Here is a 17,955-nt window from a genome sequence, read left to right on the forward strand (position 1 = left end):
CGCCTGCCCCAACGCGGCAACCAGACAAGCCTAGTATCCATAGTCCTGGATGTCCGCTTGACTGCCCAGCGTGTCCCGACGACACTCCGCTCCCGGAGCCCGTGCGAGCAGCGCTCCGAGCTGCGAGTTAGAACTGGCGGCATCCAGATTGACGTTTCTGTCTCTCTACGTCTTTGGCCTGGAAACTGGACAATAACAAGCGATTGGTCAGGGCTTCGTGGAAGCGAGGTGGATAGCATTGTGCTGACCATGAACACACACCGCCGCAGAGTGCCCCGGAGTCTTGTGATAGGACCGCGTAAGTACCGACCTCGGACACAACGCTGTGAGTTGTGTCGACAGTCCATGATGTTGGGTGCCGTGGCCAGAAGAACACCATTCCCTGGCACAAAAAGTGCACGCTTTTTCTCACGCGTCCCATCGGGGATGGTACAACCATGACGTGTACGCCTGCGTTGTGCAATTCGCAAAATCCCGAAGGGTTCGACGGGTAACAGCGGCACGGGCGTCAATCTAGACGAGGATATCGGCCTTATCTTGGCGCAATGGGCGCGAAGACCCGGGCCAGCCCACCGAGAGCGGGAGTACAAGATGCTCGCGGCATACCGACTAGGCTGTGGTCTCACCTACAGTTCTCGGGCAGATCGTCCAAGGCACCGACCTCCGAAGCCATGGGTTCAAAACTTTGGCCTCTCCGTTGCCGGCAACCTGTTCTACAGCATGATGGACAGGTGAGTGTCTAAAGCCTCGGCAGTCGTGATTGTCGGGGAGAAACCCCGTTCTGCGGAGGCTAAACGAGCCAGAGAGTAGCCAGGGGCTGAATAGAAGTGCCGAACAACGAAATCGGCGAAAACCGAGGGTCTAACGGGCCCGGTTAACGCGATGCGGCAATGTGCATACTGTCCCAAGGTCAGATGCGAAACCGGGTGCGCGCCGTCCTGAGCTACTCCCGGTCTGGCGTCGTAATCGAATCTCAGTGGAACCGGCACTACTTGGCGACCGACCACGTCCAAGTACGGAACCTCCCGAATGTACATCTCAGGGTCGTTCTGGAAGGGTTCCAAGTCCGGAGAGGGGAGATATGCCAATCGGTGGGACGCAAGTGTTCTACCGGCGAACTCATAACACATTTGCAGTAAGGCACCATCAGGCAGCAGAGCGTTGTAAACACCGCGAAGGAATTGGTCCTCATAGAGCGCCGCATAGGAATCCGCGTGGAGGACGCTTCCATCAACGCGCACCTGTGTCTGAATTGTCGAACGACCGTTTCTCACGGTCAGAACTGGATCCCGCGAGTCGTCTGCCAGTCCCAGACCTACGAGATTATGCACCGTATTGCGGGTTTCGTTGAAAACTTCGCGAGCGCTTGGCCCTCTAGTCATCTTGTTCACTCAACATGGAACGAAGTTGGGCGGTAATTTCCGGGTCCAAGTCTTCCAAGAAGAGTCTCTTGCTTTGCAAATCTTCCAAGAGCAGCCTCGCGGAAGTGTTGCGGCTGTTGATGGCCTTCTGAGTGTCGGCGTTCACCTCCCGATGGAGGATCCGCATCTTGGCTCTCTGAACTTCATCGGGATAAATGAAGTCGAGAGCAAATTCAGCCTCTCGAACCCGCTCGAATTCCGTCTTCAATTGTTCCATCTCCGGGCCTACACCGACGACACGTACCCACGCTTTGCTCCGCGTAATGGCTGTGAAGAGTCTGTTGCGCACCAGAGCCAGGTTGGCACTTTGGCCCTGACCTTCCTGCGCGTTAACGACATACACCATCCCAGCCTCGTTTCCCTTAGCACGATAAATACCCGTGAAGGTGACTGAGTCCTGGTCACGTTGGAAAAAGACATCGGCGGAGGTGTCTACGCCAGCGAGATGAGATTGAATATTTTCCCTTAGGAGCGCTTTTCTGAGGGGCCCGAGGTTCGTTCTCGCCGTAAGGGGATTCGGGTTCACCACCATGATGTCATCGTGCCTGAGGTCGTCCTCCCCCAGATTGGCCGTGATTTGATCCGCCACCCAAGAGTTTTGCTCCTCTTCGTTCGCGAATGTGTGGAACTGTATCAAGTCGGATCGATTGGAGTGATTCTCCAAAAAGTGTGGACTTGTCCTGTTCGTGCGGATTAGCTCCGCTCGCTGCCCGGCTTGGAGGGGACCCAGCGATGATTCGTAGCCAATGTCGTGCCAAAGGTCTGCTTTGTCGAACATCTGCACTATCCCAGTGTCGGCTGCTTCCGGCGGTTCCCTGTATATTCCGAAACCTAGGGCGTGGGCTGTCACAAGCAGCGGGCCAGAGTTGCGATAGCATTTCTCAAGGACTATGTCGCGTTGGCTACCATGATTTGCTTCCCCATTACTTTCAAAATCAACTCGTGGACGTCCGTTACGGCCCACGCCGAAGATCTCTTCAGTGGAGGCCATACCTTTGCCGGACAAATTCTGCAGTTCGTCGTAGGCGTAGACAAGACGTTTCTGTTCGTCAAGCATTTCGTAGCACAGTCGAAGGAAACTTGGGGGGAAGTCCTGGGCTTCGTCGACTAAGATCGCGTCGAAAAACGGAACTGGATCTGCTACTTCTTTCAGCGCGGCAGAACATACGCCTTCAAACGCCCCTTGACTTCCATACATTTGTGAAGCCCCCCGGAAGTCCCAAAAGTCGATGTTGTTGCTTCGGCAGAATTCAGCATAAATACCCGTTCCCTCGCGTCCGCGGCCACCCCAAGCGTTCATTACACGGAGACGGTTCCAGTCCGGCTCCTCGCCGCCTTGCTCTATGAAGAAACGCCTTATCAAACGCACGAACTGATCCTGCAACGATCGAGCATTGAAGGTGACCGCAATGTTCCATTCCGGATGGTAGGCGTGGAGGTAAGCTGCTTTCAACGCCAAAACAATTGTCTTACCAGAACCTGCGAGCCCTCGAATTCTCTGAACCCCATCGATAGTCGCGACCACGGCTTCACTTTGCTGTTTGTCAAGCGTGGCAATTGACTTCTCCAGGTTGCTCAGCTTTGCCCCTCGCGAGTCTTTTTGTTTTAGCACTCTGGGTGTGCGCCCGCTCCTGAGGCCGGACAGGTTTTGCACGGCGGAAGTCAGGCTGTCGAGAGTGTCTATGTCAATCGGCGAGACTCGTAGATCTTCGAGTGTCTTGTCCAGGGTGGCAGGACCGCAGAGCGGGTAGCCGTCTTCGTTCGAATCAATTGGTTGAACCGTGTCGATTGCCGAGAAGCTCAACGCCTCCGGTGTAATTCTTAGCTTCCCTTTCTTTACGAGGGTTCGTTGGAGCATCAGTCGCGAACCAAGAAGCCGCACGAGATCTTCCTGGCGGTCTTCGTAGCCCTCACTGTCATTTCCCTCGATCAAGTCGATGGCAACGATTCCATGGTCAGGTGAGATGAAAACCGCATCCACGGGGTATGCCCCGTCGTTACCTCCTAAAAGCGGATAGCCAGTCCATAGCTGTCCGGTGAGGTCTGTCCGACGTTCGAAGCTTGTAATTAGCGCTTCGGTCGCAACCGGCTTTGCATTCGTTCCTCGGATTATGTCGACACTCACGCAGGAATACTAACAGCAGACCTCGCGCGCCCGGGCCGAAACGGTGACGTCGACACTTGCATCGATCTGGTCGCCCGAGAGCTCTTCACGGGTTCGCTTTCCTTCCTCAAACCTCTCAAACTGTCCGTGGCGGCACGTAGTGTAGAACGCATATTCTATTGATAGTTCTTCTATTAGAAGGTGTGTTCTAGTGCTGGATGTTGACGAGCGTGTGGTAGTGCGGACGACCCCGGACGGCTGCCCTCTGGGGTTTGAGTGGCGGGACCGGCTGTACCGGAGCACCGAGACGCCTCTGCGGTTCTACACCAGGCGTCCGTGGTGGGTGGAACAGTCCCGTATCCAGAAGGGCATCGGCGCGCCGGTCCTCGAGACGGAGACCTGGCGGATCACGGCATCCGGCCGCGGCCGTTCGGCCGAGCGGGTGTTCGAGCTGGTCCGTGACGACGCTGATTGGGTGCTGGCCCGCATCCTCGGCTAGATCATGTTTACCCATTTGCACGCTGCATCGGCGTTTTCCGCCCATTACGGGGTGGACTGGCCTGACACCCTGGCGGCCGCGGCGAAGGCCGGGGGCGCGGACGCCCTGGCCGTAACCGACCGCGACGGGCTCTACGGGATCCCCAAACACATCGGTGCCTGCGTCGCGGCCGGGATCGATCCGATCCTCGGCGTCGAACTCGCCGTCCTCGACGCTGACGGGAGCGTGGGCGGGCGGGTCGTTGTCCTGGCCCACGGACACAACCAGGGCGCCGGTTACGCGGCCCTGTGCCGGCTGGTCTCGGCCGCTCACGCCCGCAAGACCGTCGCGGTGACCCGGGCGGAGATCGCGAAGCATGTTCTTGCAGATGCCGGACCGGTGGGGACCGTGCTGCTCGGGCCGTTGTCCGACGTCGGGCTCAAGGTCGGGACCCGGGGCGACGGCATGGCCCTGATGGAGGAGTGGCTGTCCGTCCTGCCTAGGGACGCGTTACGGGTCGAGGTCGTCTCCCACCTGTCCGCGCCCGGGCTGCCGTTCAGCCACACCCATGCCACCAGGATGCTCCGCCTCGCCGGCAGGGCCAAGGTTGCGGCCGTGCTGAGCAATGCCGTCCGGTATGTTCTTCCTGACGGGGCGATCACCGCGGACATTCTGGATGCCGCCCGGGCGTTGCGCCGGCTCGATGAGACCGGGGTCCAGCCCACGGCCCAGGCCTGGCTGAAACCCGGACCCATGATGGAGGCCCTCGCCTTTGAGATCGCGGCGGTCGGCCAGGCAGGCGCCGCGGCCGCCAAAGCCTTGTTGTCGGAGACGCAGGCGTTGGCGGACCGGTGCCGGATCGATCCGGTCAGTGATGCGGGGTGGGGTGTGCCGGTCATGCCCGAAGCCTCCATCATCGGCATCAGCGGCGACCCCCTCACCGTGCTGTGGGAACGGGCCCGGGCCGGGGTCAACACCCTCTACACGGGCGCCGGTACTCCTGCATCGGAGGTAGTGGAGTCCCGGTTGCGGCTGGAGATGGACACCATCGCCGATCTCGGGTTCGCGTCCTACTTCCTGACCGTGGCAGAGGTCGCCCGGCTCATCCGGGACATGGGCATCCGCTCCGCTGCCCGCGGATCCGGGGCCGGGTCACTGGTCAACTACGCCCTGGGCATTTCCTTCGTGGATCCGATCCGGCACGACCTGCTCTTCGAACGGTTCCTGAGCACCCGGCGCCGGACCCTGCCCGACGTGGACATCGACGTCGAATCCGCGAGACGGCACGACATCTACCATGAGATCTTCGCCCGTTTCGGTCCGGAACGGGTCACGCTCATGTCGATGCAGTCCGGCTACCGTGCCCGCGGCGCGGCCCGGGACGCCGGCATGGTCCTGGGCATGGACCCGGAGGACATCGACGGGATCGCCAAGAACCTCTGGCGCTTCTCCGCCTCCCACTTCCGCGAGGCCATGGCCGAGAAACCCGAACTGAGGGACCTGGCCGAACGCGTGGAGGGCAGCCGGCAACTGGACCTACTCGTGGACATCACCGAGCGCCTGGACCGGCTCCCGCGCCATATCTCCATGCACCCCTGCGGGGTGATCCTCTCCGACACCTCCCTGCTGGACCGTACCCCGGTCCAGCCGTCCGGGATGGGCCTGGCCATGTCCCAGTACGACAAGCACGACATGGACCCGATGGGCATGATCAAACTCGACGTCCTCGGCGTCAGGATGCAGTCGGCCATGGCCTACGCCGTCGCCGAAATCAAACGCACCACCGGTGAAACCGTCGACCTCGAAGCGGTGCCCCTGGATGACGAGCCGACCTTCGAGCTGATCCGTTCCACGCATACGCTGGGGTGTTTCCAGATCGAATCCCCGGGCCAGCGCGAACTCGTCGGCAAACTCCAGCCGGCCGTGTTCGATGACCTGATCACCGACATCAGCCTCTTCCGCCCCGGTCCCATGCAAGCCGAGATGGTCAAGCCCTTCCTGAACCGGCGCGGCGGCTGGGAAACCGTCGAACAGCTCCACCCGGACCTGGAACCCTTCCTCAGGAGCACCTACGGGATCGTGGTCTTCCACGAACAACTCATGCGGATCATCGACACGTTCACCGGCTGCGGGCTCGCCTACGCCGACGTGCTCCGGCGCTTCCTGTCCGACGAGGACCGCCTCCCCGGCGTCGAGAGGTTCTTCCACGAGAAAGCCGCTGAGCGTGGCTACCCACCCGAGGTGGCCGGGAAGGTCTGGGGCGTCGTCAAAGGCTTCGGGTCCTTCGGGTTCTGCCGCGCCCACGGGGCCGCCTTCGCCAAACCCACGTTCCAGTCGGCCTGGCTGAAAACCCACTACCCGGTCCAGTTCATGGCCGGCCTCTGGACCCATGACCCCGGCATGTACCCCAAGCGCCTGCTCGTCGCCGAAGCCCGCCGCCTCGGGATCCCGATCCTGCCCCTGGACGTCAACCGCTCCACCGACGAATACGTCACCGAACCGACCCCCGACGGGCGGCTGGGGATCCGGATGTCCCTGGCCGACGTGAAAGGCATCCAGGCCAGGGAAATCCACAGGATCCTCACCGAACGGCCCTTCGATTCCATGGCCGACCTGAAAGAACGGGCACGGCTGAGAGCATCCACCGTGCAAAGCCTGGCCCTCGTCGGTGCCCTGGATTCTCTGTACACCGGGCAGTCCAAACGGACGCGCCCGGCGATCGCCGCCCGGAACCAGGCAACCCGCACCGCGAAACGGCTGCAGGTCATCCCCGGCCAGCTCGCCCTCCCGCTCCCGGCCATCGACGCACCCACCATCCAGGCCGGCATGCCCGAACTGACGGACATGCAGATCACGCGGGAAGAGCTGGACATCCTGGCCCTGGACGTCACCCACCACCTGATCGACTTCTACCAGCCTGTCCTGGACCGGCTCGGCGTCACCAAAGCCCAAGACCTCCTGAACCTGCGCAACGGAAGCAAAGTCCTCGTCGCGGGGATCCGGGTCGCCACCCAGACCCCGCCCGTGCGCGGCGGCAAACGCGTCGTCTTCATCAGCATCGACGACGGCACCGGCTGCGTGGACGCCACCTTCTTCAGCGACGCCCAGGAAAAAGTCGCCCCGCCCATCCTGTTCTCCACCAACCTGCTGCTCATCGAAGGCACCACCCGCCGCACCGGCCCACGAGGCATGTCCCTCCAAGCCAGCAACGCATGGGACCTCGGCACCCTCAGCCTCCAGAGGCCGGCGTCGGCATAGTCCGGGAACGATCTGGCGATGTTGTCCGGTCATCCTGTGGACGACTCCGGTGTAGTCCCTTCCTCACCAACGGAACCGCTTGGCCGCCTCTTCCTGCCAAGCCGACGTAACAAGCGGCTACGTTCAGGTGATCGGTTTCGCACTTCGGGGCGTAGCGGCCCAGGGGAATAATGTGGTCCAGGCTGGCCATCTTTGGGTGCCGGTTGCGGAGCGTGATGTCGACTTTCAGCCCGCAGACCTGGCAGATGTTCCCGTCCCTGCGCCACAGGGCCAAAGCCGCCTTCCGCGCATTGGACGGCAGCGCGGCATGATCGGCAGGCCAGTCCCAAGCCGCCCACATTTCATCGCTCATCTGCTCGTTGGGGATCGGCGTCTCCGGCAGATCGACCTTTGGGCCAGCCGGCCTTCGCGGCGACTTTCGCCTTGGGCCTCCCATGGACCGAGGCAGAATAGCAATCTGCTCGTCCGTGAGCTCAAAAGACTTCGGCTCCACGTCGTCCACCACCACCTCCTGCAATCTGCCTCAAGCGGCTGGTTGGATCAGCTCAGGGCGGTTGTTCCTCACCGAATTCACCCTGTCGCTCACGACCCTGGGCACCAGGAGCGGTTCGGGCATGGAATCCAGCAGGGCCCGGACGTCGGCCTCGGAGGTCGTCGCCGCATCCAGCCAATCCGTATACATCGCCTGCGGCACGATCGGCGGCGTCCGGTCATGGATATGCCCAAGAGCATCCGGGGCAGCCGTCGTAATGATCGTCGCGGTCCGTAGCCATTTGTCCGGGTGGTTCGAGGGCAGGGACGGATCGGGCCACTTCTCGAACAACGCGGCGAATCCAAGGATCTGGTCATCGGCGCCATGCAGGTAGGTCGGGATCTTTCCGCCGCCCGGCGTTTTATCCCACTCGTAGTAGCCATCGCCAACAAGCAATCCACGCCTTGCCGAGGCGGCCTTCCGGAAGGACGGCTTCTCTGTGACTGTTTCCATCCTGGCATTGATGAGTCGGGCGCCGCCTTTTGGGTCCTTCGCCCACGAAGGCACGAGACCCCATCGGGCCGTCACCAGTTTCCTCGTCACCGGGGCGCCCTCACCCGAACTCCGGTCCAAAATCAATGGCACGGTGTCAGTCGGGCCGACGTTATAGGAGGGCGGCAGCTCATCGACATAAGACTCATTGATGTTGAAGGCAGCCATCAGATCGGCTGTCGATTTGGAGACCACGTACCGTCCACACCTGGGCCCATTATCGCGTATCCGGTTCTTCCGCCGATGGCCGGCAGCCCTGCTGGCCTTTCAGGGTGAGGATCTGGCAATGCGCTGCGGCGGCCTTTCTTCAAGCCCCGGCCTTGCGCCGCCTTATTGACTTTTGTGGGCCGAGCCAGGCTACTTTGCTCCCCACCCCGAATTGCCATATCCTCACAAAGTGCTGGATGTGGGCTGGCGATGCGGCTGGGAGCTAGAATCCCCTGACTGTTTTGTCCTTGCGTGGCTGGCCGACGCGTTGATTGATGGCGCGACATCTAGATTCGAGGGAGGGCAACAGGGGATGACCGCTTCCGCTAAAACATGCTGCGTCGAGGAGTTCCCCAGGAACGTTTGGGCCTTCATGATGCCGGCCTGCCGCTTTACACCAAGTAAGTACGACGTGTTCGGGTATGCCCATGTCTGAGTCTTGGCCGCAAGCTGGTGCCCGGGTCCGATTGGCCGAGCACCCGGGCTTAGGGCCCGTGACGGTCGATATGATCGTCCCCCAGTCCTCGGGTAAGTTTGTCATATTTGCAAGGGATGAATCGGGGAGTCTTCACCGCTTCGATGTGGGGAGTCCCGCGGGCGTCATGGAGCTCCATCAAGATGGCCGCGCTCCATCTGCGCGAGTTCTTGCAGCGATGTGGAGCCTTTGGATGGCCGCAGCGGCAGCCAACGCGGATACCAGCGCGATGGCCTCGACACCTCTTAAGCCGTATGCACACCAGACCACTGCTGTTTATGGTGCAATGCTGCCCCAGCCGCGTCTGCGCTTCCTGCTCGCCGACGAGCCGGGCACCGGCAAGACGATCATGGCGGGCCTCTACATACGCGAAATGCAGCGATTGGGCTTGGTGAAGCGGGCCATCATCGTGTGCCCTGCCAACTTGGCTACGAAATGGGTCGACGACTTCCAACGACTCCTTGGCGGCGGTCTTCGGCAGCTCACTTCCGCTACGGTCCGCGAGGATGCACTGAATTCCAATGACCTCTGGGTGGTCTCCCTCGAGCTATCGGCCGTTAACCCTGCGGTGCAAGACGCGATCCGGCCTGACAAGGCCGGATGGGACTTGGTCGTCTTCGATGAAGCTCACCGGCTCACCCCTACTGCGGCGGGCTTCCATCAGGTCGGGCGGCTGCTTGCCAAGAACACTCCGCGGGCGCTGCTCATGACCGCCACTCCGCACCGAGGTAAAGAGTGGCTCTTCCGGCATCTGCTTCACCTCGTGGATCCCGGCATTTATCCAGACCCTGGCAACGATCCGACCGTTGAGCTCAGCGCTCTGCGGCCAGGACCAATCCACTTCCTACGCCGAATGAAGGAGGACCTGGTTGACTACGACGGGAAGACCCGGCTGTTCAAGGGTCGCGCCGCTCACAACCACAGCATCCCGCTCTCAGCTGTTGAGTACGGGTATTACCAAGCATCACTCGAGATGGTCGACCGGTTCTTCCCGGCGACAGCGCAGCCGCTAGCGCGAATGGTGTACGGCAAGCGGGCCGCCTCGAGCCTGCACGCCCTTGCCGAAACCCTCAAACGACGCCACCAGCACATGGGTGAGATGAGTGAAGCCGAGGCTGCGCTTGTCGCCGAAAGCGACGGCCAAGGCGACGAGACCGAAGTGGACGAGGCAAAGGTAGTCCACACCGGGTCGACGTCTACAAAAGCAGAGCGTTCCGCGATCAAAACCCTCGTCGACCAGATTGAAGCCACCCTCAGCAGTCAGGCTTGGCAGCCTTCGAAGTGGAAGCGACTGACCGACGATTGCCTGGTCAAGCACGGCATCCACCCCGGCAACAGCGAGCAGGCTGTGGTGTTCACGGAGTACGCTGACTCGGCCGAATGGATCGCCCACCGTCTCGAGGACGAGGGATTTACCGCTAAGCTCTACTCGGGCAGGCAGAGCAAACCCGAACGCGACGAGGTGCGCAAGGCATTCATGCGGGGCGAGTTCCAGGTCATCGTCACCACTGACGCCGGCAACGAGGGCATCGACCTGCAAGCCGCGCACGTCCTGGTCAACTACGACATCCCTTGGTCGCTCGTCCGCCTCGAACAGCGCATGGGCCGAATTCACCGCGTCGGGCAGCACCGCGATGTTTATCTCTACAACCTTGTCGCCACCGACACTCGCGAAGGCGAGACCCTTCTACGGCTGTTGGACAACTTCGTCACGGCCGCTAACGAGCTTCGCGGCCAGATGTTCGACAGCCTCTCCGCGGTCGCCGAGATCACCGGCGTCGACTACGACAAGTGGCTCTCAGCCCTGTATGGCAACGACGAAACCAAGAAGCAGCAAGCAATAGACGCCGCCAAGGCAATCCAAGCCCAGGACTTCACCCGAGTGGCTCGGCAGGTTCGCGACAACGAGCGGCGGCTGGCCAGTCAAGTCGATGCCGTCGCCGCCCTGACCCTGCTTCAGCGTGACCTGTTCGCTCGGATCAACCCGGCAATCGTTGAGGCGTACCTCGACCGGCTCGCGCAAGCGGGAGTGCTGAGGGTGGCGCCGACCGCGGCGGGCCCGGGATTCCGGCGCCTTACCCTCCCATCGGGAAAGTTCCCCGCTAGCCTCGAAGGCGGTTCCCAGGTCCACGTTGCGACCAGCGGTGATGCCGTTCGCGAGGCGGAGGAAAGCATCGACGTCGGCGACACCATCACACTGGGTCCTGGCGAGCCAGGGTTCAACGACCTAATTGACCTAGCGGCAAGGGACCTGACTGAGGATCTTCACCAGTCCGGAGCGGCCGCCGACCCGACCAGTTTGACCCCGTACGACCTGTACGCCTATGAAGCCACCATGACAGAGAGCGACGGCCAGCGCGCCAGCGTGTGGGCAACCCTGATCAAGGTAGATGACAGCGGGAATGCCCGGGCCGTTCGATGGGAGACGCTGGCCAACCTGGTGCCGACCGATCAGCATGGTACAGGAGCCCATCCGGCCAGAGCGGGCCGAGCGCTCGAGACGGCCCTAGAGGTCGCCGAAGCCACAATAGCCGAGCACCGCAAAGTTCGCTCCGACTGGTTCGCCCAGGCCCGAAAAGACCTGACAAACCTCCCGCTGAACCTCACTGAGAGCATCCAAGACAGGAATCACCGCGTCGCGCTGCGGCGCCGGCTCCAGACCCAGACCGCCCAGCGGCTTGAGGAGCTCGAACGGCTGGGCAACGTCCAATTGACCGAGCCAAAGCTAATCGGTCGGATTCGGGCCCTCCCCGCAGCCGACGTCAGCCTCTCAGAGGAGATCGATGCCGAACTCGTCTCGATGAAGCACATCCAACAGCTCTTGGAGGACGACGGATGGGTCGTCGAGGACGTCCACACCGAGGGACGCGGCTACGACCTCGAGGCACGGCGCAACAGCCAGATCCGGCACGTCGAGGTCAAGGGTGTACTCGGTAACGCCGGCAGCGACGGCATCCGGATGACCGGCAACGAAGTCCTCATCGCCACGCAGTACCGCAAGGACTACTGGCTCTATGTCGTCGACCAGTGTGCCGACAGCAAGGGCCGGTTCTTCGGCGCTTACGAGGACCCCGCCACGCTCTTCGCCACCGATATGACCGGGACCGCGATCTTCCGCGTTGCCGGCAGCAGCCTCAAGAACGCCCCCGGGAGCAACGCATGACCCGAATGATCGAACGCTGGTTCCCCAGCGCCGAAGTCTCTGACAACAGCACGCGGGGTTGGGGGTCCGGGAGCCAGGAGCGAAGTCTCTTCACCTGGTTCGCGGCTCGCCCGGTAGCTCAAGCCAAGGCCGCAGTCATCTGTTCCCTCCTGCCCTGGCCTGAAGATGAGGTCGAGCAGAAGCGCCTCCAGGATCTTGTACGCCAGGCGATGACTGGTCGCTATTCATCCTGGGAAGAGATCAGGAGCGAGATCTCCCAGGCGAATCCCCAGGGCGTGACCCTCTTAGACCCATTCAGCGGCCGTGGCATGATCCCTTTGGAGGCTGCTCGCCTCGGATTTAGGGCCCTCGCCTTGGACTACCTTCCTGTCGCGGCGTTAGCCAGCGGAACACTCATCGACTTTCCGTTTCGAGACTGGGACCACGAACCAGAGCTCCCTTTCCAAGTAACCAATTCAAATCTCTACGATGACCGGCCACGCCTACTGCGAGACGTCGAGGCCACTCTCCGCGAGGTGGGAAGACGCTTCACGGAGGCGATGAACCCGTTCTATCCGGTAACGCGGCGTAGTAACCCCTGGGGATACCTCTGGGCCGTCACCCTGCCTTGCGCGGAGTGCGGACGACGTTTTCCACTGGTCGGCTCATTGGAACTCAAGAAGCCCAGTGCCAAGAGGGGTGACTACGGGGAAGCCGATCGTGGCGTCGCCATGCGGATTTCACCGTCCGATGACGGGGTTGGCTTCGAGGTCGAGATTCATCCCGGGCCTCCGCGAGCAACTCCAACGCTCGTCAATGCCGTTGACGCTAACGGCCGAAAGATTCAAGGCAAGAGCGCGATCTGCCCGTTCTGCAAAAACGTTCACCCAACCGCTCAGCATCGACGAATGGCAGCTGAAGGTCTAGGGCGGGATGCCTTGCTGGCCGTGGTGCTCGAGGACAAGACGATCCATCCGGCAACATCGGAAGACCGCGCCGCGGCCGAAGTCGCAGCCGATCAACTTGTCTCAGAGCCAGACTTCCCCAACGGACTGTCTGCTGTACCCGACGAAGGTATTGCACCCGGCAATGGAAGCGTCATCCAGCCTTCGCTCTACGGTGCGAATACGTTTGGCGACCTAATGTGTGACCGCCAGTCATTATCGTTCGTCCGGCTATGTCGAATTGTCGATACGATGTACCAGGAAATGACGGGGCACGTCTCGGACGAGTATGCGTCCGCTTTGGCGTCGTATTGCACCGCGACCATCGTTCGTAAATTGCGTTACAGCACTCGTGGTGCATGGCTGCGCTCGCGAGACCGGGGCACCCTCGAAGTAGCGGGAATCTTCATCAACGAATCTTCGATCGCATTCTCGTATGACTTCTTTGAAACCGCCTGCTACGGGGGCGCCGGTAGCTGGGAGTCCATGACTGACGGTACCGTTTCAACGCTCGCCAACCTCATGCCCAGAAAGCCTGGTTGTCCGGCGGATGTGGCACGAGGCTCCGCAACGGCAATGCCGTACCCGTCCGCTCACGTGGACGTGGTGGTCACAGACCCGCCTTACGACCAGATGATCGCGTACGCCGATACATCGGATCTGTTCTTCGCCTGGGCCCGACGTGCCTTGGCGACTGCCCGACCAGACTTGGCCTTCACCGCAGACAAGCATGGCGCCCAGGATAAGTCCGACGAGATCATCGTGAAGAAGTTCCGGGCAAAAAAGGAAGGCCTAACGGACCACCGCACTCAAGAGTTCTATGACTCCCGCATGCGAATGGCTTTTCGGGAAATGCGACGCGTAGTGCGCGAGGACGGGATCGTCACCATCGTGTTTGGTCATGGAGAACCCGAGGTGTGGCAACGGCTCCTTTCGAGCATCGAGCAGGCTGGTCTAGTTATGACCGGCTCGTGGCCGGCGAACACCGAGAGCGGAGGCCAGAAGGGCGCTGCCAACATCCAGACCACCTTGACGATGGCTTGTCGGCCGGCTCCCCCGAACAGACCGGTGGGACGGAAGGGTGCGGTCGAAGCCGAGATAAAGGCAGAGGTGAAGCGTCGCTACCCAGATTGGGAGAGGTGGGGCTTGGCGCCGGCCGACATGCTCATGGCCGCGGCAGGGCCAGCAATGGAAGTGGTCGGCCGATACAGCCAGGTTCTTGATGTCAAGGGCGACCTAGTCGACATCTACACCTTCCTGCCGCTCGCTCGAGCCGCCGTTCAAGAGGCCATGGCAGTTGAGATTAATCACCAGCCGCTGGAGACCTTCGACGCCCGCACGCGGTTCGTGTTGTGGTGGGTACGGCTTTACGGCCGCCAGGGACAGGCAAAGTCTGAGTTGCGCTGGCAGGCACTAGCTTCGTCGCTCGATCTCGACGCCGTGCGGGACCTCGTACCCGATGCAGACAAGGGCGTGCGATTTATCTCCTCCAACCAGTTCAATGGGAAGATCGACGCCGACTCCGCGGTCATCGACGTCGCACTCGCGCTCGCGGCCGCATCGGAGGACGGACTGGAAGCGATGGGTTCTGTGCTCGTCGCGGCAGATCGGAACCCAGAGGATCCCTATCTGTGGGCTGCTGTGCAGTTCCTGGCTGACCGGCTCCCTGACAATGACTCAGACTCGGTCGCGTTCACCCGAGTCTTGCGGACCAAGTCGGGCATCGGGAACGCCGCAGAGGCCGTCGCCACCAACAACTACAAGAACGCACGAGAAAAGCGACTCGACTCACAGCTAAGCCTGTTCTGATGACTATGACTACACCCTACGAGCGCAAGTTGAGAGGTCCACTATGAGCACGAGCGTGACGCCCTGGTGGAAGGCCCTGAAGATCCGTCAGGAGATTCTAAGCGCCACCGGTCAGATCGACGACGTCCAGATGTCGCTGTTCCGGGCGGTGCACGGAACAGGTGGAGACCGGCCACCGTACGCTGATGCCGGCTACTATGGCGACATCACCCACCCCACCGAACGGCTCACCGACCTGCTCACTGAGATCGCCGTGCGCATTGGCGGCGGAGACGACTACCTCAAGGCCCGAGCAGTGACCCGACTCGACCAAGGAATGGGTGGCGGTAAATCGCATGCGTGCATTGGCGCATTCCACCTCGCAGCCAACCCTGAAGCCCTACTGCGCACCGAGTTAGGCCAGAGAGTCGCGGACCGGGCGAAGGCCAAAATGGGCCGAGCGCTCGCCAGCGACCTAAACGGACCGCATGTGGTTGTGCTGCCATGCGACAACATGACGCCTGGTGCGGGTGTAAAGGAGCTCGACGGCCCCGCTATCAACCTCTACGAACGGTTCCTTTGGCGGCTCTTCTCCAAGGACTATTCGCTATTCGAGCGCTACCAACAGTTCTGGAGCGACAAGCACAAGATCGCTGAGGCCATTCGAGCCGTAAACCGCCCGGTACTGATCATCGTCGATGAGGTTCTCGACTACATCGGGAACGGGTTGGATGGCGCAAATAAACCCGACCTGGCGGCTCAAGACATCGCATTTCTGCGAGCCCTGCTGGACGTCATCAACGACGTTCCGCACGTAGCCATGCTGGTGGTGATGATCGCATCGGATACCGACAAGACGGCCCTGTCTCGCGGAGCGCAGGACCGCCGCGACGATCTAAACAGCCTGCTGGAGCGGAACGGCCTGCCGGCCACTGTCACCGAGGTCGGTGACTTCGCTGACATCCTGCGACGGCGACTCTTCGATGCCGAACCCGCCGCGGAGGTCCTCACGGCAACCGCCAATCTCTATGAGCAGGTCCTGAGGGACAAGTCATGGACCAAGCACGTCTGGGAGCCGATCGGGGCTGACTGGCGGCGTCGCTGGGCCGATGACGTTGCAGCTTGCTATCCGTTCCATCCGATGCTCATGAGTCTGGCTAAGGAGGAATGGAGCAAGGTCACCGGCTTCCAGCGCGTGCGGTCAACGATCCGGATCTTCGCAGCCACGGTATATGCACAGCAGGAGCGGGGCAAGGCAGGGCAGTGGGTACCGGCTCTTATCGGTCCAGGCGACCTGCCGCTGTCGGACAGTGTGGTCAGGGAAGCCATTCTGGGCAGCGGCCTCGTCGAGGATGAGCGCACCATCGCAAACTACCGCAGCTTGGCTGAGATCGAGGTCGTTAATCACGACAGCAGCAGCGGGACAGCACGACGCCAGGACGCCGAGCGCGCAGCAAGCGTTTGGAACGAGACCAACCCCCGTGCCGCTGAACGCGCGGCAACCTTCATTTTCCTCGCCAGCATCGTCGGTACCTTGCGACCAGGTCGCGGCCGCGGGGCCAGCGCACCGGAGGTTAAAGCCGCCACCGGTGTCCCAGACGTAGGCTACACGGTCACAGACGCGGACAGCGTGGTCGACGAGTTGGTCAATCCCGATCGGGGGATGAGCGCGCTCGACATCGTCCCGGGACAGGGCAACAACAAACCGGCCCGTTACTGGCTATCCACGCGGCTGACCCACCGGATGCTCGTCAACAACATCCGCCGCACCATCACCGAAGGTGAACGGGATCAGGTAATCGCAGAATTCGCTCAGAAGCTCGCCGGCAGCGGGCCATTCCGCGAACTCAAGTTTGTGAGGGCCGAATCAGACCGACCTCCGGCCGAGGTGCTCTCGACCGCAGGCCTGGACACCGCGTATGTAACCCGGCTGATCGTACTTGATCCCGCGCAGTACAGCCTGCGCAATGGGATGGAGGCGGACACCCTCGAGGCGCTCACCGTTGCGATGGGACTTGGGGAGGGAGCGCAGCAGCTGCCGGTGCAGTGGGCGAGCAGCGCGGTGTTTGCCGTTGTGAACACGCAGCGCCGCAGTCTGGTCCGCGGGGTCGCCACAGAGTATCTAGCTAGGCAGAAGGCGCTCGCCGCACCCGAGGTCCAAGCCGATGAAGACTTGAAGGCCACCGGTACCAAGGAATTCGCCAATGCCCGCGAGCAATTGGAGAAGGCGCTCAAGCGGGCCTATCAGCACGTCGCCTACCTGGCCCAGCCCGATCCCGACGGAGCGCGCTACCTCGACCAGCTCACCTTCGAGGACGACAATTTCACTGCACTCGACGGCACGATCGTATGGAAGGGCCTCGCGGCGCGCGACAAAGTTTTCGACTCTGCCCAGTTCGGCTCCAAGGCGTTGTTGCACAACCTGCGGGATCAGGACTACGGGCGCACCTTGTCGGACATCCGTGCGGCGTTCTACAGCGCACCAAGGCTGCCTCTGCTGTACGCCGGAGACCGTGATCTCCAGCAGGCCATCTATGATGCTGTGAGCGAAGGCACGCTGACCGTGGTCGACGGGGCCGGTACGGAAGTGGCGGTGACATCGCCCCACCAAGTCAACCTCGCCAGCACAGGGCTCCGGCTCGCCAAGCCCCAGCCCGCACACAACGACTACGGCGATGCGGGCCAAGCTAAAGCTGCAGGTTTCGGGGCCGACACCGTAACCCGTGGACCGGCTGCTGGCGGAGAATCAACCTCTGACCCCAGACCGACGACCTCGACCGGCGGCGGTCCAGCCCCCTCCACCGGCGGCGAGGTGGATACTCCAGCCAAAGACAAGCAAGTTGCGTTCTCGTTCACCAGCAACCTCCTGGCCAGCGCAGACAGCGCTGACGGGTTTGCTGACCTATTCCGCGCCTTCTACATGGCACTCGATGAACGGCAAATCAGCTACCTGCAGGGCACATTTCAGCTAGTAATGCGAGCGGAATCGGCGGAAACCATCCAAGACCACCTGAAACAACTCGGAATTAATGCGACCAGCAAGGAGCTATAGACGCTCAGGGGGTAGCTATTGATCCGGGAACAGACACCATTTACGTCACCGACTCCGCCGAC

General features: G+C 61.7%; 8 protein-coding genes. 5 read left to right on the plus strand and 3 right to left on the minus strand.

What is annotated here, in order from left to right; all coding sequences use genetic code 11:
- Nucleotides 1–713: 713 nt before the first annotated feature.
- Entirely contained in the window at nucleotides 714–1,382 is a 669-nt protein-coding gene (locus tag QRN51_RS23370) for a DUF2290 domain-containing protein (RefSeq protein ID WP_350225000.1), read from the minus strand.
- Nucleotides 1,375–3,546 carry a DEAD/DEAH box helicase gene (locus QRN51_RS16995; protein ID WP_284991014.1) on the minus strand — a complete coding sequence of 724 codons (2,172 nt, stop codon included), beginning with the start codon at nucleotides 3,544–3,546 and terminating at the stop codon, nucleotides 1,375–1,377. Before QRN51_RS16995 ends, QRN51_RS23370 begins: the two co-directional genes overlap by 8 nt.
- A 190-nt stretch (nucleotides 3,547–3,736) precedes the next feature.
- Here QRN51_RS16995 and QRN51_RS17000 point away from each other — a divergent pair, with 190 nt between their 5' ends.
- Both QRN51_RS17000 and QRN51_RS17005 read left to right on the plus strand, forming a co-directional pair.
- On the plus strand, nucleotides 3,737–4,024 hold the full coding sequence (locus QRN51_RS17000; protein ID WP_284991015.1) for a DUF6504 family protein: 288 nt from the start codon (nucleotides 3,737–3,739) through the stop codon (nucleotides 4,022–4,024).
- Nucleotides 4,025–7,261 carry a DNA polymerase III subunit alpha gene (locus QRN51_RS17005; RefSeq protein ID WP_284991071.1) on the plus strand — a complete coding sequence of 1,079 codons (3,237 nt, stop codon included), beginning with the start codon at nucleotides 4,025–4,027 and terminating at the stop codon, nucleotides 7,259–7,261.
- A gap of 523 nt (nucleotides 7,262–7,784) precedes the next feature.
- On the opposite strand, the gene QRN51_RS17010 is transcribed toward QRN51_RS17005, so the two are convergent.
- Nucleotides 7,785–8,480: an SOS response-associated peptidase gene (locus QRN51_RS17010; protein ID WP_284991016.1), complete on the minus strand. Its 696-nt coding sequence runs from the start codon at nucleotides 8,478–8,480 to the stop codon at nucleotides 7,785–7,787.
- 680 nt (nucleotides 8,481–9,160) lie between these two features.
- On the opposite strand from QRN51_RS17010, the gene QRN51_RS17015 reads away from it, so the two are divergent.
- The 3 genes from QRN51_RS17015 to QRN51_RS17025 are packed head-to-tail and all read left to right on the plus strand — an operon-like array spanning nucleotide 9,161 to nucleotide 17,893.
- Nucleotides 9,161–12,130, plus strand: a complete 2,970-nt coding sequence (locus QRN51_RS17015) for a helicase-related protein (protein ID WP_284991017.1) — start codon at nucleotides 9,161–9,163, stop codon at nucleotides 12,128–12,130.
- Complete coding sequence (locus tag QRN51_RS17020; protein WP_284991018.1) at nucleotides 12,127–14,862, plus strand: hypothetical protein; 2,736 nt, start codon at nucleotides 12,127–12,129, stop codon at nucleotides 14,860–14,862. The genes QRN51_RS17015 and QRN51_RS17020 overlap by 4 nt, the downstream gene beginning before the upstream one ends.
- A gap of 43 nt (nucleotides 14,863–14,905) precedes the next feature.
- Complete coding sequence (locus QRN51_RS17025; RefSeq protein ID WP_284991019.1) at nucleotides 14,906–17,893, plus strand: DUF499 family protein; 2,988 nt, start codon at nucleotides 14,906–14,908, stop codon at nucleotides 17,891–17,893.
- Nucleotides 17,894–17,955 lie beyond the last annotated feature (62 nt).

The sequence above is a fragment of the Arthrobacter sp. efr-133-TYG-120 genome (genome assembly GCF_030209785.1).
Classification (GTDB): domain Bacteria; phylum Actinomycetota; class Actinomycetes; order Actinomycetales; family Micrococcaceae; genus Arthrobacter.